Here is a 17,897-nt window from a genome sequence, read left to right as displayed (position 1 = left end):
TAAACTGGTGCTATTACCTTTGTTAAAACATTTCAGCCGGCATCTGCATGATAGACACATCACCCTGATTAACCTGAGACAAATGGTAATCCACTTTGACCAGTAATTTATCCATATAAAAGTCAGCTACATAGCGCTTTTGTTGGCTAAAGTCTTTATCAATGTGATGAGTAGACTTATCCGCCATAACTAACCAGAAATATCCATATAATGCATAACCAAATGCATCCAAATAATCGACCGCACTAGCATTAATCAATGCAGGATGAGCTACTTTGTTATCGTTAATGTAGGCCGCTGTAACTAATAAAGCATTCAATCGTTCGCTGACTGCTGCAATATGCTTTTCGGATACATGGGTAAGGGTTTGCAGAGTTTGAATTGATTCTTCAATAAATAATGTCAAAGCAACTAAATTATCTCCGGTCACTTTACGGCCTAAGAAATCAATGGCTTGAATACCATTTGTACCTTCGTAAATTTGAGCAATTCGAGTATCACGTACAAATTGTTCTATACCCGTTTCACGAATATAACCATGACCACCAAAAACTTGCTGCGCCATAATAGTCGCATCAAGGCCTCTATCGGTTAAAAATGCTTTCGCAACAGGTGTTAATAATCCGACATATTGGCTGGCTTTGACTTTTACATCGCCTTCGCCATATTTAGCCAAATCAAGTTGCTTACCAGTCAATACCGATAAGGCGCGCCCAGCTTCAGTCATTGCACGAATTGTGAGTAACATACGACGCACGTCACCGTGCACAATAAGGGGATCTGACACGCCCGTTGGCTTAGTGCCTGCGGCTACGCCTTGCAAACGCTCTTTAGCATATTCACTGGCCATTTGATAAGCTGCTTGTGCGTTTCCTAGCCCTTGTATGCCAATCGCTAAGCGTTCATAGTTCATCATGGTAAACATACACACTAGGCCACGCTCTGGCTCGCCTATCAAATAACCAATGGCGTTATCATAATTCATTACACAAGTCGCTGAGGCTTTCAGCCCCATCTTATGTTCAATTGAACCAACCGTTACGCCATTAGCCTCGCCTAAGCTGCCATCAAGATTAACCTTAATTTTTGGCACTAAAAATAATGAAATACCTTTAGAATCTGGTAATTTTGCTAACACGAGATGGATAACGTTCTCAGTTAAATCCTGATCGCCACCAGTGATAAAGATTTTATTACCTGTGATGGCGTAACTGCCATCCTCTTGTGGTATGGCCTTAGTGCGAATACCACGTAAATCAGACCCGGCATGCGGCTCTGTCATATCCATGGCACCGGCCCATTGGCCAGAGTATAAATTAGGTAAGTAGGTTTGTTTTAACTCATCACTAGCATGGGCATTAATACACAGTGCGGCGCCAGCGGTTAGCGAACTATAGAGAACGAATGAATTACAAGCACTGTAGCCCATTTCGTCGACCAAAATACCTAGCATTTTAGGCATACCCATGCCGCCAAATTCGGCATCACCACAAAGACCAACCCAGCCGCCTGCAGAAAATTGATTGTATACTTCTTTAAATCCATCGGGAGTAATAATTTTATTGCCATCATGGACGACGCCTTGTTCATCACCGCTTCTATTAATAGGGTGAAGTAAGTCGCGACTGATTTTGTTGGCTTCATCAAGAATAGCAACTGCAGTGTCCATATCAACCATGTCAGCTAATTCTGGTAATTGTTGCCAGGTATTTGTGGCATCAAATACGTCTTCTAACAAAAATTTCATGTCCTTTAGGGGCGCTTGGTATGGGTTCATATCAGTCTCTCAAACGAATAATTAAAACAGGTGTTTAAATTTATATAATTTACTCGCTGAATACAAGTGTAAACTGGTTCATTTACGATATTGCGTTAAAATTATACTACTTAATATATTTACGAATGCTTAACCGTTTTAGGCCATTTTTAAGTTAGAATAACTGTAATTGTTAACGATGTAGATGTAATGATGCCCCTGCAAAAGTTTTATGACTCTCTTGAACAAGTAACTATAATTGGTAATGCTGATGGAGATTGGCTGCCATCAGCTAATGGCGTTTCGATCACCTTCAATGCTACGCAACATAAAGACACTATTACTATTTGTAACGGTCCTTATGCCGGTGTAGACGAGGCATTTACAGTAGAAAGAAGTCATAATGATGCTATTTTTGTGCAAATATTAACCACAGTTGCTAACAGCTTAATAAAAAGAATTGATTGTTGGCCGTCATCTGGTCTTGTTACTGCAATAATGTCTGCAATGATATCTAAAACTGTTTACTTAACTCGCATGTCATTATTGCCTTCATTGGCAAGAAGCGTAACTATGGGGGAAACAGAAACTTTACCGTGTATGGTTCATAATTGGCTTGGTGAGAGGCGTATTGCATTAGGGATAGCACTCACTCATCCTCATCTGCATTGGCCCGAACTTTATGTGAAACCCAAATTTAACTCATCAATAGCTACCCAAAATGGATTTAATCCAATTTCAGCATTATTGGGTGAGCATAATGATATGCAGACCCCGGCTTTAAAATGCCAAGTAACGCTACCTGATGACTATGTTGAGCAGCTGCAAATACTGAAACAAATAGCGAGTTTAGACGCACACTTCTGGCTTGAAGCAGCTGACATAAATAACCTACTTAAATGTGAAAAACTATTTTATAATCAAACACCTGAAAATGGATTGTCCAATTGGTTTTTGATGGATTTTAATGCATCTCAGCATCTAGATGATATTCGCCATCATCTAGCATATTGCCAACAAATTTTGGCATTTAAAGCATTAAGGGTATAAAAAAAGCCTCAATCAATTGAGGCTTTTTTTATGTTGCAGTAATTATTTACCACATCAGATCATCAGGAATAGCATAATTAGCATATGGGTCATCTGCATCAGCAACTTGTGCGACTGCATCTTGTGCGCTTGAATCCCATAAATACCCGCACCACTGAGGAACCAATAAATTAACTCTCACCGCCAACTTGTGGGGGACTAAATAGCTTTTATCCTCATAACGAATAATGCCCAATGAACCATTTAATAATTGGCCTTGAATTTTGTCATTAATATAGACAGAAAAAATCTTTTTTTCTAAGGTGTAGTTAAATTTAGTCTCAGCATCTTTTGGAATAGAGATGGCAAATTTTATGAATTCAGAGATTAAACCTTTCACTTGGCCTTTTTCAGTTGCTTCATTAAAGCGTTGTTCATTCAACTGCTTATCTTTTTTAGCTTGAAGCTGTTTTTGCTCTGCTATTTGTTGCTTTAATACCGCGCTACCGTCATCAACGTTGGCTTTCTTATCGCGACGCTTCTGTGTTTTCACATTTTTAACGCTTTGTTTGCTAGTTAAACCCGCTTTTAGTAATTGATCTTGTAATGCATTTGCCATGGTAGAACCCTTAATTATAATCCGTGTTTTGCTGCCAAACTGCCTAATTCGGTCATTGCGATACTCGCCCCCCCAAGTGACCAGCCACCGTCCACTGGCAACACGACGCCTGTGATATAAGAAGCCATATCGGAAGCCAAAAATAATGCGGCATTGGCAATATCTTGTTTCTGGCCATTACGTTGTAATGGCACACTTGAAGCGACTTTTTGTTGTAATGCTTCACTGGGGGCAAGTCTATTAAAACCTTCCGTTCCCTCAATTGGCCCTGGCACGATTGAATTTATCCTGACTCCCTCTATCCCCCACTCTAAAGCTAAAGTGCGCGTTAACATATCGACCCCTGCTTTAGCAGCGCAAACGTGAACCTGCAAAGGCATAGCGATATAGGCTTGAGGTGCTGAAATTTGGATAATAGAAGCTTTGGGGCGTTTCAGTAAAGGATAAGCTTGTTTAAGCACTTGAAAACTGCCAATAAGATCAATATCGATAACTGACTTGAAGCCATTATTAGACAGTTTAGCTGCACTGGCAGGAAAATTACCTGCCGCGCCACTCACTAATACATCGATATGGCCATAGGTTTGTGCAATAGTTGCAAACCCTATCGCTAAAGCGTTTTCATCTCGTACATCAAAACTGACGCCAATGTGTGTGCCACTTGGGTTTGCTTGCTTTAATAATTCAACAGCTGAGTTCACTTTGTCTGCATTTCGACTGGCGACGGCTACATTGGCGCCAGCTTGAGCGAAACTAATGGCAACGTGTAAATTGATCCCAGAAGTGCCACCGACAACAACGACATTTTGACCTGTATAATCAAACATATTTTATCCTTAATACGTTCAGCAAGTGAGCTACAAAATTAGCGATACTATTAGACTTGTAAAGATTGATGTATTGCCGTAAGCGCTGCGAGAGGATCTGCAGCCTGGGTAATAGGCCGACCTATTACTAAGTAATCAGAACCTGCGATAATAGCTTGTGGTGGCGTCATAATCCGATGTTGGTCGCCTGCATCACTTCCTACAGGGCGTATGCCAGGGGTAATTAAATTAAAATCTTGACCAAAAGTCGATTTCAATAATTTTGCTTCCTGGGCCGAGCACACCACACCGTCTAAACCAGCTTGATGTGTTAGCTTAGCTAAACGTAACACATGTTCAAATGCTGGTACGTTAATACCAAGCAAGACTAAGTCTTCATCAGACATTGAAGTTAGTACAGTAACCGCAATTAATAATGGTGCATCTTTACCATATTTGTCTAGGGATTGTTTTGCCGCTTGCATCATGGCTAAGCCGCCACTGGCGTGCACATTGGTCATCCAAACGCCCAGATCCGCAGCAGCACTAACAGCTTTAGCCACAGTATTGGGAATATCATGAAATTTAAGGTCTAAAAACAAATCAAATTTACGCTGATGAATATCGTTGACAAGTGTTGGCCCAAACAAAGTGAACATTTCTTTGCCGATTTTTAACCGGCATAAAGCAGGATCAAGTTTATCAATAAGCGTTAAGGCTTCAGCTTTGTTGTTATAATCTAAAGCCACAACAATAGGTTTATCAGTCATACTTTCTCCAACGTTTGCAGTCAATTTTTTGAATTTTTATTTGCGCTAAGACTCAATGAGAACAAAAATCTATTCACCATCAAGCCCTTTTATTCGCTTAATGCTGCCCCAATGCTTACAAGAGGGACAATGCCAATACAAGGCATGCGCAGGAAAGCCACACTCACGGCAGCGGTAGCCAGGTCGAAATTTAATTTGTTGTTCTACTAATTTTTCAAGCATAGATAAACTTTGTTTAGCTTTACCATCTTCAGCTTGCTTAATATGTAGCTTCATTAAGTGCTGAAAACCTTTCATGGTGGGATGTCGATATAAATTATCTAACATCATAGCTTCAGCTGAATCACTATTATTTTTTGAAATCTGATGCTCTGCCAATGCAATAGCAACACTCGCACCCGCGCCTTGTTTTAATGCCAGACTCAAAAGTTGCTCATAACCTTCGCTGTCCGATGACTGGCGGTAAACTTGTTTTGCAATGTTAATACTGTCGGGGAACAGTGCTATATCAGCATCAATTAATTGAAGTAACGAATCCTTACATTCTTTTATTTGATCACTATCGAGATAAATATTCGCTAATGCAAGCCATGCACGCCCACAACTGGCGTCCTGCTTGATGGCTAATTGAAGTTTTTTAATTTTGACGAGCATGTCTGTAGCTTCATCAGCAAGCTGACAGTAGAAATGTGCGGTGGTAACTTTGAACACTTGCTGACGCTTTTTGGGCAGTTTTTTTGTCACATCAATGGCATTTTGCCATTCCTTAGTGACCTGATAGATTGAAATAAGCTGAGATTCGGCTTCTTCACTGTGATCATCTTGATTGACAAGATTAAGAAAGATTTCTTCTGCCCTATCGTAAAATCCGGCAGCCATATAATCTTTACCTAACTCCATCATAGCGATATCACGTTGTTCAGCGGTCAAGTTTGGTCTAGCGATAAGATTTTGATGAATACGAATAGAGCGGTCAACCTCACCGCGTTTTCGAAATAATGAACCTAATGAAAGATGAGTATCTATTGTTTCATCATCAACATCTAGCATACTAATAAATAGGTCTACGGCTTTATCTGACTCATTAGAAAGCAAAAAATTCAAGCCGGTAAAATAATCACGGCTTAATTTTTTACTTTTTTGACTATCGCGTTGCAGAATACTTCTGCGCCCCATGTACCAGCCGTAACCGGCAGCGATAGGCAATAATAAGAACAAAATTTCAAGCATAGTTAGCTAACGGTATCCGCATTAAGTTGCTCTGTTGTACGGTGAGTCGGTATAGCCGTAATGTGACCAAGTTTGCTCAGACTTTTATTGGCTTTACGCAGTGCCAACTTCATTTTCATGATGTAAAAACTGGCTAATAACCAACTCAACATAAAACCCGATAAAAATACCACAGCCAAAACAACCGGTAAACGGTACTGTCCTTCTGCGATAAAATAACTCAATGTCACTACCTGCTCATTTTTAGCGCCAAACAATAATGCCAAAATAAACAACAACCCAACAATAATGATTGCAAAAAAAGACTTCACGGGATTCTCCATCAGAACAAAGCAATATAATGATTATCTAAGATATTTACGGCGCTGACCAGCTTTGACTTTCAATAGGTACAAAAAAAGCCTCCAATTGGAGGCTTTTTATTCAAGCGTTAATCATTGATTAACCGCATCGACACGTTCGCGCAGTTCTTTGCCTGGCTTAAAGTGCGGTACATATTTGCCATCCAATTCAACTGAGGTACCAGTTTTAGGATTACGGCCAACACGTGGTGCACGATAATGAAGCGAGAAACTACCAAATCCACGGATTTCTATACGATCTCCGCCTTCTAATGTTGTCGCCATTTGGTCCAACATTTCTTTTATGGCAGCTTCAACCTCTTTCGCCGACAGTTGCGACTGCCTAGTGGCGAGTTTTTCGATAAGTTCAGATTTTGTCATCTTAGTTATTTCCTATTTCCAAGCCAAACACAGTCGCCTAATGGGGAGGCTCTCTCCCCATACAACAGGCGATTTTCGATTACTTACGAGCAGCTTTAAACGCTTCAGCCATTGCATTGCTGATAACCGCGTCATCTTGCTTGTTCAAAGTAGCGATAGCTTCTTTCTGTTCAGCTTCATCTTTCGCTTTGATAGATAAGCTGATAGAACGATTCTTACGATCTACGCCCATGAACTTAGCTTCGATAGCATCACCTACTGAGTATACAGTAGATGCATCTTCGATGCGCTCAGCAGAAATGTCAGCAACACGGATGTAACCTTCAACAGTATCAGCTAGTTCAACTGTAACACCTTTAGCATCAACAGCAGCAACGGTACCGTGTACTACGGTGCCTTTCTTCTTGTCAGCTAAATATGCATTGAATGGATCATCTTCAGTTTGCTTAACACCTAGGCTGATACGTTCACGTTCTGGGTCTACTGAAAGAACCACTGCATGGATTTCGTCGCCTTTCTTGTACTCAGACACTGCATCTTCGCCAGTACCGTTCCAAGAAATATCAGATAAGTGAACAAGACCATCGATTCCACCGTCAAGACCGATAAAGATACCGAAGTCAGTGATTGACTTGATCTTACCAGATACTTTGTCGCCTTTGTTAAACTTAGTTGCGAAGTCATCCCATGGGTTAACTTTACACTGTTTAAGGCCAAGAGAAATACGACGACGTTCTTCATCGATGTCTAATACTAACACTTCAACTTCATCACCTAAGTTAACAACTTTAGATGGGTGAATGTTTTTGTTAGTCCAATCCATTTCAGAAACGTGAACTAAACCTTCAACGCCTTCTTCGATTTCCACGAAACAGCCGTAGTCAGTTAAGTTAGTTACGCGACCAGTAAGACGTGTGCTTTCTGGGTAACGCTTGCTGATTTCTAACCATGGATCTTCGCCAAGTTGCTTAAGACCTAGTGACACACGAGTGCGTTCACGATCGTACTTAAGTACTTTAACGTTGATTTCGTCACCAACATTAACGATTTCAGATGGGTGCTTAACACGTTTCCACGCCATATCAGTGATATGTAATAGACCGTCAACACCACCTAAATCTACGAATGCACCGTAGTCAGTAAGGTTCTTAACGATACCTTTAACTGCTTGGCCTTCTTGTAGATTTTCAAGAAGTGCATCACGCTCAGCACTGCTTTCTGATTCGATAACAGCACGACGAGAAACAACAACGTTGTTGCGCTTCTGATCAAGCTTGATAACTTTGAATTCTAATTCTTTGTACTCTAAGTGAGCGGTGTCGCGAACTGGGCGCACGTCAACTAGAGAACCTGGTAAGAAGGCACGGATACCGTTTAATTCAACAGTGAAACCACCTTTAACTTTACCATTGATGATACCGATTACAGTTTCAGCATCTTCGTACGCTTTTTCTAGAACGATCCAAGCTTCATGACGCTTAGCTTTTTCGCGAGACAGTTGAGTCTCACCGAAGCCATCTTCAACAGAGTCAAGCGCAACATCAACTTCATCGCCAACTTGAATTTCTAAAACGCCTTGTGCGTTTTTGAATTCGTCAGCATTGATTGGGCTTTCAGACTTAAGGCCTGCGTCAACAAGTACCATACCGTTTTCGATGGCAACAACAGTACCACGAACGATAGAACCTGGACGGAACTCCAGAGTTAGAAGGGATTGTTCAAATAGATCAGCAAAAGATTCAGTCATGTTTTTGGGTTACTTTATGTAATAAACCACCATCCATCCTAGATGTGGAGTCTAGTAATATAATCCACGTCATCCATAACGCGAATACCTACAGCTAGTTTAGCTTAAATAACTAATAAAGTTACTATTTATCTTAACTAGTCTGTAATTTTTTTATTTACGTGCTCTAACACTAGAGCCAGTACGCCTTCAATTGAAATGCCGCTAGTGTCTATCACTAAGGCATCTTCAGCTGGCACTAACGGAGAAGCTGAACGATTGATATCACGTTCATCTCGTTCGATAATTTCAGCTAAAAGGCGTTCGATTTTAACATCGAAGCCTTTGTCCTGCAACTGATTAAAGCGTCTTTCAGCACGCTCTTGGGCAGAAGCAGTCAGGAATATCTTGGCTGGGGCTTGGGGGAACACAACTGTTCCCATATCTCGGCCGTCAGCAACTAAACCTGGCATCGCAGAAAAAGCACGTTGGCGACGTAATAATGCTTCGCGCACACGCGGTAATGCTGCGACCTTAGAAGCCGCATCTGAACATTCTTGACTGCGGATTGTTGTCGTCACATCCTCGCCTTCAAGTACCACTTTAATGGCATTACTGTCTGCGTGAGTCAGAAACTGCACATCTAAATGAGCAGCCATTAACGTTAATGCTTCTTCGTTACTTAATTCTATATGATGGTGGATAGCCGCAAGTGCTAGTACGCGATATATTGCGCCGCTATCTAATAGATGCCAACCTAAATGTTTGGATAATAATTGGCAAATAGTCCCTTTTCCTGCACCGCTTGGACCGTCCACAGTCACTATTGGAGCCCGTTCAGTCATAAATTCCTCCGAAAAACATCATCCCTGAATATAAAAAAGGGTTTAGCCAAAAATAAGCGGCAGCATTGTATAACAATTTTCAATAAAAAGCCGTTGCTAAGATAAAATTAACTCAGAAGTGTGTGTTAATAGAGCTTTTCTGCTCTATTAACACCATACCCAAGAATTGAATTTTAGGGGTTTAATCTATTTTAACAATCAGTTAAACGTTTAAACTCACTAAAAAAGGTAGGAAATGTTTTTGAGGTGCAATCGGGATCATTAATTGTGATCCCGCAGTCTGCAAATGCCAATAATGAAAAACACATCGCCATACGGTGATCATTATAGGTATCAATTGCTGCAGTATTAATATTTTCCGGTGGGGTAATTGTGATGTAATCATAGCCTTCATCAACTATCGCACCTACTTTGCGCAGTTCTGTCGCCATTGCAGCTAAGCGATCGGTTTCTTTTATTCGCCAGTTGTAAATATTGCGCAATGAAGTGGTTCCTTTGGCAAATAATGCCGCTGTTGCAATGGTCATTGCCGCATCTGGAATATGGTTCATATCCATATCGATGGCGGTTAATGTTGATTTTCTGGCGATAATATAATCATCACCCCACTCAATATTAGCCCCCATCGCCGCTAATGCATCAGCAAATTGGACATCACCTTGAATACTTAACTTACCTACTCCTGTGACTTTAACTTCACCGCCTTGAATCGCACCAGCAGCTAAAAAGTAAGAAGCCGATGAAGCATCTCCTTCAACTAACACTTTGCCCGGTGAAATATATTGCTGCCCTGCTAGGATTTCAAAACGCTGATAATTATGGTTAATCACTTCAACACCAAATTGTTTCATTAGAGCGATAGTGATATCAATATAAGGTTTTGAAACTAATTCACCTTTAATAATAATATTAACGCTATCTTTGGCCAACGGTGCAACCATAAGTAGTGCAGTTAAAAATTGACTAGATAAATCACCCGCAATTTCGACGTTACCCCCATTTAATCCCGTAGCATTAACGGTTAATGGTGGAAAACCTGGGTTTTTAAGGTAACTGATTTGGGCACCAAGTTGTTGTAAGGCATCAACTAAATCACCGATAGGACGCTCTTCCATTCTGGGCTCACCCGTTAAAGTGAACTCACCTTGGCCTAACGTTAAAGCCGCACAAAGTGGCCGCATGGCGGTGCCTGCATTACCGAGAAAAAGCGTTTGAGGTTTTTCGCTGTTTAATGTTCCTGCCAGCCCTTTAACTTTACAAACAGTATTATTTTCACTGAGATCAAATTCAACTCCAAGCTGTTTCAAAGACGCTAACATGTAGCGTATGTCATCTGAGTCGAGTAAGTTGGTCAGTGTTGTCGTGCCTTTAGCTAATGTGGCAAGCAACAATGCTCTGTTCGAAATGCTTTTGGAGCCAGGAATATTTATTTCGCCATTCATGTTAGCGATTGGCTCTAAATGCAGTTGCTTCATTTGCTTTCTTCTTATATAAATTGATTAAACTTCTGTTAACCTAGTTTCAAACATCCCTTATTCTATCGTTAAAAAATAGATTAAGTGGAACAAATTAATTACAACATAAATATGACACAAACCATAATTAAGACACTTATTTACTTACGCACTGTGACTAGTTGTTGTGTGTTGATTTAACGTATAACCTCAACCATGCTCATTATCTTTGTCAAATAAGACATAGTTAGTAATGGGTAACCATTACAGCAGAATAGTTTCAAAAATAACAGAATTATTTATTTGTCAGCATAAGTTTCCAACTGAAAAATACTCAACTAGAAATTAAAAGCCATTGTTTAGATTAATGACTTTAACTATCTGTTTAAAGCACGTTATCCTAAGAGTAATTCGCTAAGTATGCGCGATAATTTAAAATAGTATAAGTAAACAGCGCTAATAAAAGGTATCCACATGTTTGAATTATTAACAGCCTTACCAGCCGATCCTATTTTAGGATTATTAACCCAATACCGTGCAGATAATCACGCCAATAAAGTCGATTTAGGTGTAGGTGTTTATAAAGACCCTAAAGGTCACACGCCAATTCTAGATTGTGTCAAAGTTGCTGAGCAGCGTCGTACCGACACTGAAGATACTAAGGTGTATATTGGTCCAACTGGTTCACCTTTATTTAATCAGTTAATGACTGAGCTCGCTTTTGGTAAAAGCCACCCAGCTCTTCTGGCTAACCGTATTAGAACGGTTTCAACTCCTGGCGGCACTGGCGCGCTGCGTGTTGCTGCCGATTTCATTAAACGCTGTCGCCCTAATGCAGTGCTATGGGTAAGCGATCCAACATGGGCCAACCATACTGGTTTATTTGAAGCCGCGGGGATCACAGTTAAAACCTATCCCTATTATGATTACGACACAAAATCATTAAAATTTGAACAAATGATTGCCGCGTTGAAACAGATCTCAAAAGATGATGTTGTGCTGTTACATGCTTGCTGCCATAACCCAAGTGGTATGGATTTAACCACAACGCAATGGGATGAAGTCATTAAGGTGACTGCGCACCAAGGTTTTACACCACTAATTGATATGGCTTACCAAGGTTTTGGTGACGGTGTAGACGAAGATGCCTACGGCGTAAGGGAAATGGCCAAAGCAGTTGAGAACATGATTTTATGTAGTTCCTGTTCAAAAAACTTTGGTCTGTACCGAGAACGCATCGGTGCTTGTTCAATTATTGGTAAAGATGCCGCTCAGTCTGATGTGGCCTTTTCCGTATTACTGTATGTTGTTCGTTGCATTTACTCTATGCCGCCAGCACATGGCGCGGCCATTGTTGAAACCATATTGGGTGATGAAACACTAAAACAGCAGTGGCTTGATGAATTGGCTGTGATGCGTAATCGCATTAATGGCAATCGTGCAATGTTAGTTAACAAGTTAATTGAACAGGGTGTTAGCCAGGATTTCAGTTTCATTGCGGCACAAAAAGGCATGTTCTCTTTCTTAGGGATCAGCCCTACCCAAGTTGAAACACTTAAATCTCAGCACAGTATTTATATGGTCGGTTCTAGCCGGATAAGTATTGCAGGGATCAGCGAGTCAAATGTAGACTATCTGGCTAAATCAATTGCAACAATATTATAATTGGTTAGCCATTATTGGTTTAATCATTGTGTTGTTAATAGTTCATTTAACGGTTAATCAACTGATGAAACGTAACTAGCTATTTAGTATGTTGTAATAGATAAAATTAAAAAGGGCTGATAATTCAGCCCTTTTTGCTATGAAAAAATTTGATTAACTGTGCTTCTTTGCGAACGCATGCATAAAGTCTACTAGTTTTTGTACACCTTCTAGTGGCATGGCATTATATAAACTCGCTCGCATACCACCAACTATTCGATGGCCTTTTAATGCCACTAAACCTGCGTTTTCTGCGTCAGCTAAAAACTCAGCATCAAGTGCACTATCAGCTAGTTGAAAAGTCACATTCATTCTTGATCGATTATCAATAGCAACGCCATTTTTATAAAACGCTAACTCATCAATACAGGCATAAAGTAGTGCAGCTTTTTGCTTATTTATACTTTCAATTACCGCAACACCACCCACACCTTTTAACCATTTGAACACTTCTGCCGCTAAATACCAGGCAAACGTAGGCGGGGTATTAAACATTGAATCATTATCTTTGGTGATAGTGTAATCCATCACTGATGATTGGACTAAGGTTGGCATTGCTAACATATCATCACGCACTATCACTATCGACAAACCCGACGGACCAATATTTTTTTGCGCGCCAGCATAAATAAGACCAAATTGGCTTACATCAATTTCATGGGACATGATAGTTGATGATAAGTCAGCAGCCACCGGCCAAGGGCTATTTAATGTGTCAAATATTTCAATACCATCAACGGTTTCATTGGCACAGTAATGTACAAAGCGATAATCTTTATCCATGCTGATTAAATCGGGAAGGCATACTTGATGTAAACCATTTATCGTTTCGACTATATTGATTTCATCAATTTGTGACTCGCCAGCAATACGTTTAGCTTCTTTTACCGCTGAACTTGACCATTGGCCCGATGTTAAATACAAAGCTCGGCCTTTATCGCCTAAAAAGTTTGTCACTACATTGGTAAACTGACCTCGACCACCACCATGCATAAATAGCACATGGTAATTTTGTGGAATGTTCATGAGCTCGCGAAGATTCTTTTTCTGCTTCTTGTGTTAAGGCAATAAACTCTTTACTGCGATGACTTATCTCCATCACGGAGACCCCTAGCCCATTCCAATCAATTAATTCCTGTTGTGCTTTTTGCATTACCGGTTGCGGTAACATCGCAGGACCTGCACAGAAATTATAAATTGTGCTCACAGACAACTCCTTCACTCTACTAATGATGATAGATTTTTGATGTTCAATGTCAGTAATACTAAGGACTTTATCAACCGTTGAATAGCGCTTTTTTAAATGTTTTTGATGAAAAATTTTCCGTAAAACAAAACGAGCGCCAAAAGGCGCTCGTTTTCAATTAATCAACACTGACAATATTATGATTGCTCGTCTGACTCATCTTTAACTTCAGTATCACTAACTGCTTCAACTGTATCCACATCCGTCGTTGCTTCATCTGCTTGTGCAGTAGAATCAACAATGATTGGGTTACCGTCTTCATCTAATTCTTCATCAGATTGGATTTCTTCGATACGCTGCAAACCGACCACTTTCTCGTCTTCTGCTGTACGAATAATCGTGACACCTTGCGTGTTACGGCCAATGACTGATACGCCTTCAGCTGGAGTTCTTACTAAAGTACCTTTGTCGCTTATCAACATTATTTCGTCAAAAGCACCAACTTGAACAGCGCCAACAACAGCACCATTTCGATCGCTGACTTTAATAGAAACCACACCTTTAGTGCCACGGCTCTTAGCTGGGTATTCACTTAGTTCAGTACGCTTACCGTAACCGTTTTCCGTTACAGTTAAGATAGCACCATCACCTTTTGGCACAATCAGGGATACCACGCGTTGGCCATCTTCTAACTTAATACCGCGAACACCTGTTGCTGTTCGGCCCATAGGACGTAGTGCAATGACTTCTTCGCCGCTTTCTGCGTCAATTTTCACTTCACCCGTTTCAGAATCGCGTGCTTTTTCATTAAAGCGAACCACTTTACCGGTATTAGAGAACAACATGATGTCATCACTACCTTCAGTGATATCAACACCAATGAGCTGATCGCCCTCTTTCAGGTTAACAGCAATAATACCGTTTGCACGTGGATTACTGTAAGCAGTAAGTGCAGTTTTCTTAACGGTACCGTGCGCGGTAGCCATGATGATATATTTGTCATCAGCATATTCGCGAACCGGTAATATGGCAGTAATGTGTTCACCTTCAGATAAAGGCAATAAGTTAATAATTGGACGACCACGCGCAGTACGGCTAGCCAATGGTAATTGATACACTTTAAGCCAGTACATTTTACCAAAGTCAGAGAAGCAGAGAATAGTATCGTGGGTATTAGCCACTAGTAGCTTCTCAACAAAATCTTCATCTTTTACTTTAGTTGCCGCTTTACCTTTACCACCACGACGTTGTGCTTGGTAGTCAGAAAGAGGTTGATACTTGGCATAACCTAAATGTGATAAGGTCACAACAACATCTTCTTCGTTGATCAAGTCTTCAAGACTCATATCAATTTCATTAGCGTTAATAATTGTGCGACGTTCATCACCGTATTGCTCAAGTATTTCTTCTAACTCTTCTTTGATGACTTCCATCAAACGCTCAGGACTGCTTAAAATCAGCAACAAAGCAGCAATAACAATTAACAATTCTTCATATTCAGCAAGAATTTTGTCATGTTCAAGACCGGTTAAACGGTGTAAACGTAACTCAAGTATAGCCTGTGCTTGTTGCTCAGTTAAATAGTAAGCCCCATCACGAATACCGTACTCAGGTTCTAACCATTCTGGACGAGCAGCATCATCACCCGCTTTTTCTAACATACCTTGTACGTGACCTAATTCCCAACCTTGAGCAACAAGCTTGGCTTTCGCTTCTGCTGGTGTTGGTGAGGCTTTAATTAAGGCAATAATCGGGTCGATGTTAGCCAATGCGATAGCAAGAGCTTCAAGAATATGAGCACGTTCACGGGCTTTTCTTAATTCAAATACTGTACGGCGGGTAACCACTTCACGGCGGTGAAGAATAAAGCACTCAAGCATTTCCTTAAGGTTGAATAACTTAGGTTGGCCATTTGTTAGCGCGACCATGTTAATACCAAACGAACATTGCATCTGAGTTTGAGCATAAAGGTTATTAAGAACAACCTCGCCCACTTCACCACGTTTTATCTCAATAACAATACGCATACCGTCTTTATCAGACTCGTCACGTAAACCACTGATGCCTTCAATTTTTTTATCTTTAACAAGCTCAGCAATTTTTTCAATTAGACGTGCTTTGTTAACTTGATATGGAATTTCATGAACAATAATACGTTCGCGACCATTCTCATCGGTCTCAACATCAGCCTTTGATCGCATAATCGCGCGGCCACGGCCAGTGTTATAAGCATCAATAATGCCTTTTCTGCCGTTAATCGATGCTGCTGTAGGAAAATCAGGACCAGGAATATATTCCATTAGCTGCTCAATTGATAAGCTAGGCTCTTCAATTAAGGCTAAACACCCTTTAACAACTTCGTTTAAGTTATGTGGAGGAATATTGGTTGCCATACCCACAGCAATACCTGATGAACCGTTAATGAGTAGGTTCGGTACTCTAGTTGGTAATACTGCTGGAATAAATTCTGTGCCGTCATAGTTAGGTACAAAATCGACCGTTTCTTTCTCTAAATCAGCCAATAAAGAATGGGCTAATTTCTGCATACGAATTTCGGTATAACGCATCGCAGCCGCTGAATCACCGTCAACCGAACCAAAGTTACCTTGGCCGTCTACTAATGTGTAGCGTAATGAGAATGGCTGTGCCATACGAACAATAGTGTCATAAACAGCGGTGTCACCATGTGGGTGGTATTTACCGATTACGTCACCGACAACACGAGCGGATTTTTTATAAGGTTTGTTCCAGTCGTTTTTAAGTTCGCTCATTGCAAACAAGACACGGCGATGTACAGGCTTTAGGCCGTCACGCACGTCAGGCAATGCACGACCAACAATTACACTCATAGCGTAATCTAGATACGAATTTTTGAGTTCGTCTTCAATATTAATTGGCGAAATAGATGAAGCCAGATCAGTCATAAACTGCGCGTTCCCCTGAAATTGAGCTGACGATTTTTAATCTATAATATCGTCAAGCTTTAAAACGTGATTTGGCATTCTAACACAGATATTTAATGTCGCCAGAGCAAACCTAAACCAAATTGACTTTAGTGTTAATAAAAAGGCTAACTTACTCATTTACCAGTAACTTAGTACTCTAGCAAGTCCGGATTTAATGGTTTAAGAATGTTTATTTTGAATAACAAATAAACAATGTAACCGATAGGTTGTTTAAATAACCACCTGAACATAGCAAAAGTTGACTGGGATCATCAGCATTGGCGTATTTTAGCCCTATTAAAAACTGCATCAATAGATATAATGTCATCCATAATGCATAACGATATCTAGGTAAATCATGTCTACTGAAACTGCTGCGAATAAAAATGTCGACCCCGATGAGATTGCTAAATTTGAAGCAATGGCACAAACCTGGTGGGATCCAAATGGCTCCTTTAAACCGTTACATCAGCTTAATCCATTACGTTTAAATTATATCGATCAAACAGCACAGGGCATTTTTGGTAAAAAAGTGCTCGACATTGGTTGTGGCGGCGGAATTTTATCTGAAAGTATGGCTAAAATCGGCGCCCATGTAGATGGCTTAGATATGGGTAATGAACCACTGGAAGTGGCTCGCTTACATGCATTAGAAACTGGTGTAACAGTCAATTACATCAAATGTACCGCTGAAGAATATAGAGATACGCATCAAGCTTATTACGATGTGGTGACCTGTATGGAAATGTTAGAACATGTCCCTGACCCGCTATCTGTCATACAAGCATGCTGTGACATGGTGAAACCAGATGGCTATGTTTTTTTCTCTACTATTAATCGTAATTGGATGTCTTATTTAACCGCGATTGTCGGTGCAGAGTACCTACTTAAGATGCTGCCAGTAGGCACCCATGACCACAGCAAGTTTATTCGCCCTTCTGAATTAATTAATCTTGTCGATAAAACAGACTTATTGTGCAAAGACGCATTGGGCATAGCCTATAACCCACTATCTGGTGTGTTTAAATACACTAACAGTGTTGATGTTAATTACATGATTGCTACACAAAAAGTCGATTAGCATTGTCTGCTACCGCTTAGGAGT

14 protein-coding genes and 1 pseudogene are annotated in these 17,897 nt (G+C 40.4%); 3 read left to right on the top strand and 12 right to left on the bottom strand.

Annotated features, from left to right (window positions below; translation table 11 throughout):
* Nucleotides 1-22: 22 nt before the first annotated feature.
* A complete protein-coding gene (locus ACRWP9_RS11515) occupies nucleotides 23-1,777 on the bottom strand; it encodes an acyl-CoA dehydrogenase C-terminal domain-containing protein (protein WP_434926129.1) in 1,755 nt (584 codons plus the stop codon).
* A gap of 189 nt (nucleotides 1,778-1,966) precedes the next feature.
* On the opposite strand from ACRWP9_RS11515, the gene ACRWP9_RS11510 reads away from it, so the two are divergent.
* Nucleotides 1,967-2,806, top strand: coding sequence for a hypothetical protein (locus ACRWP9_RS11510; RefSeq protein ID WP_434926128.1), 840 nt, complete (start codon nucleotides 1,967-1,969; stop codon nucleotides 2,804-2,806).
* A 46-nt stretch (nucleotides 2,807-2,852) separates the two neighbouring features.
* Here the strand turns inward: ACRWP9_RS11510 and ACRWP9_RS11505 are convergent, their stop codons facing one another.
* The 9 genes from ACRWP9_RS11505 to aroA form a co-directional block, all read right to left on the bottom strand.
* The gene (locus tag ACRWP9_RS11505; protein ID WP_434926127.1) at nucleotides 2,853-3,404 is read right to left on the bottom strand and encodes a DUF2058 domain-containing protein; all 552 of its coding nucleotides are present in this window, start codon (nucleotides 3,402-3,404) and stop codon (nucleotides 2,853-2,855) included.
* 14 nt (nucleotides 3,405-3,418) lie between these two features.
* Nucleotides 3,419-4,231: an SDR family oxidoreductase gene (locus ACRWP9_RS11500; RefSeq protein ID WP_434926126.1), complete on the bottom strand. Its 813-nt coding sequence runs from the start codon at nucleotides 4,229-4,231 to the stop codon at nucleotides 3,419-3,421.
* 50 nt (nucleotides 4,232-4,281) lie between these two features.
* Nucleotides 4,282-4,980, bottom strand: coding sequence for an orotidine-5'-phosphate decarboxylase (gene pyrF / locus ACRWP9_RS11495; RefSeq protein ID WP_434926125.1), 699 nt, complete (start codon nucleotides 4,978-4,980; stop codon nucleotides 4,282-4,284).
* Nucleotides 4,981-5,049: 69 nt separating this feature from the next.
* Nucleotides 5,050-6,210 (bottom strand): lipopolysaccharide assembly protein LapB, encoded by a 1,161-nt coding sequence (gene lapB, locus ACRWP9_RS11490; protein ID WP_434926124.1) that lies wholly within the window; start codon nucleotides 6,208-6,210, stop codon nucleotides 5,050-5,052.
* Between the two features lie 2 nt (nucleotides 6,211-6,212).
* On the bottom strand, nucleotides 6,213-6,521 hold the full coding sequence (locus tag ACRWP9_RS11485; protein ID WP_434926123.1) for a LapA family protein: 309 nt from the start codon (nucleotides 6,519-6,521) through the stop codon (nucleotides 6,213-6,215).
* Between the two features lie 123 nt (nucleotides 6,522-6,644).
* Entirely contained in the window at nucleotides 6,645-6,932 is a 288-nt protein-coding gene (gene ihfB / locus ACRWP9_RS11480; RefSeq protein ID WP_235084747.1) for an integration host factor subunit beta, read from the bottom strand.
* Between the two features lie 79 nt (nucleotides 6,933-7,011).
* On the bottom strand, nucleotides 7,012-8,679 hold the full coding sequence (gene rpsA / locus ACRWP9_RS11475; protein WP_226409904.1) for a 30S ribosomal protein S1: 1,668 nt from the start codon (nucleotides 8,677-8,679) through the stop codon (nucleotides 7,012-7,014).
* Nucleotides 8,680-8,816: 137 nt separating this feature from the next.
* Nucleotides 8,817-9,503, bottom strand: a complete 687-nt coding sequence (gene cmk, locus ACRWP9_RS11470) for a (d)CMP kinase (RefSeq protein ID WP_434926122.1) — start codon at nucleotides 9,501-9,503, stop codon at nucleotides 8,817-8,819.
* A 191-nt stretch (nucleotides 9,504-9,694) separates the two neighbouring features.
* Nucleotides 9,695-10,978 (bottom strand): 3-phosphoshikimate 1-carboxyvinyltransferase, encoded by a 1,284-nt coding sequence (gene aroA / locus ACRWP9_RS11465; RefSeq protein WP_434926121.1) that lies wholly within the window; start codon nucleotides 10,976-10,978, stop codon nucleotides 9,695-9,697.
* A 453-nt stretch (nucleotides 10,979-11,431) separates the two neighbouring features.
* Here aroA and ACRWP9_RS11460 point away from each other — a divergent pair, with 453 nt between their 5' ends.
* A complete protein-coding gene (locus tag ACRWP9_RS11460; protein ID WP_434926120.1) occupies nucleotides 11,432-12,622 on the top strand; it encodes an amino acid aminotransferase in 1,191 nt (396 codons plus the stop codon).
* Nucleotides 12,623-12,775: 153 nt separating this feature from the next.
* Here the strand turns inward: ACRWP9_RS11460 and serC are convergent.
* Together serC and gyrA are read right to left on the bottom strand one after the other, a co-directional pair.
* Nucleotides 12,776-13,868: pseudogene (serC, locus tag ACRWP9_RS11455) on the bottom strand (3-phosphoserine/phosphohydroxythreonine transaminase).
* 176 nt (nucleotides 13,869-14,044) lie between these two features.
* Nucleotides 14,045-16,771: a DNA gyrase subunit A gene (gene gyrA, locus ACRWP9_RS11450; RefSeq protein ID WP_434926119.1), complete on the bottom strand. Its 2,727-nt coding sequence runs from the start codon at nucleotides 16,769-16,771 to the stop codon at nucleotides 14,045-14,047.
* A gap of 379 nt (nucleotides 16,772-17,150) precedes the next feature.
* Between gyrA and ubiG the strand changes: the two genes are divergently transcribed.
* The gene (gene ubiG / locus ACRWP9_RS11445; protein ID WP_434926118.1) at nucleotides 17,151-17,873 is read left to right on the top strand and encodes a bifunctional 2-polyprenyl-6-hydroxyphenol methylase/3-demethylubiquinol 3-O-methyltransferase UbiG; all 723 of its coding nucleotides are present in this window, start codon (nucleotides 17,151-17,153) and stop codon (nucleotides 17,871-17,873) included.
* The last annotated feature ends 24 nt before the right edge of the window (nucleotides 17,874-17,897 follow it).

Source organism: Shewanella sp. HL-SH2, assembly GCF_051164935.1.
Taxonomy (GTDB): Bacteria; Pseudomonadota; Gammaproteobacteria; order Enterobacterales; family Shewanellaceae; genus Shewanella; species Shewanella glacialimarina.
Note: the sequence above shows the minus strand (reverse complement) of the source record. Positions and strands in the feature narration are given on the sequence as shown.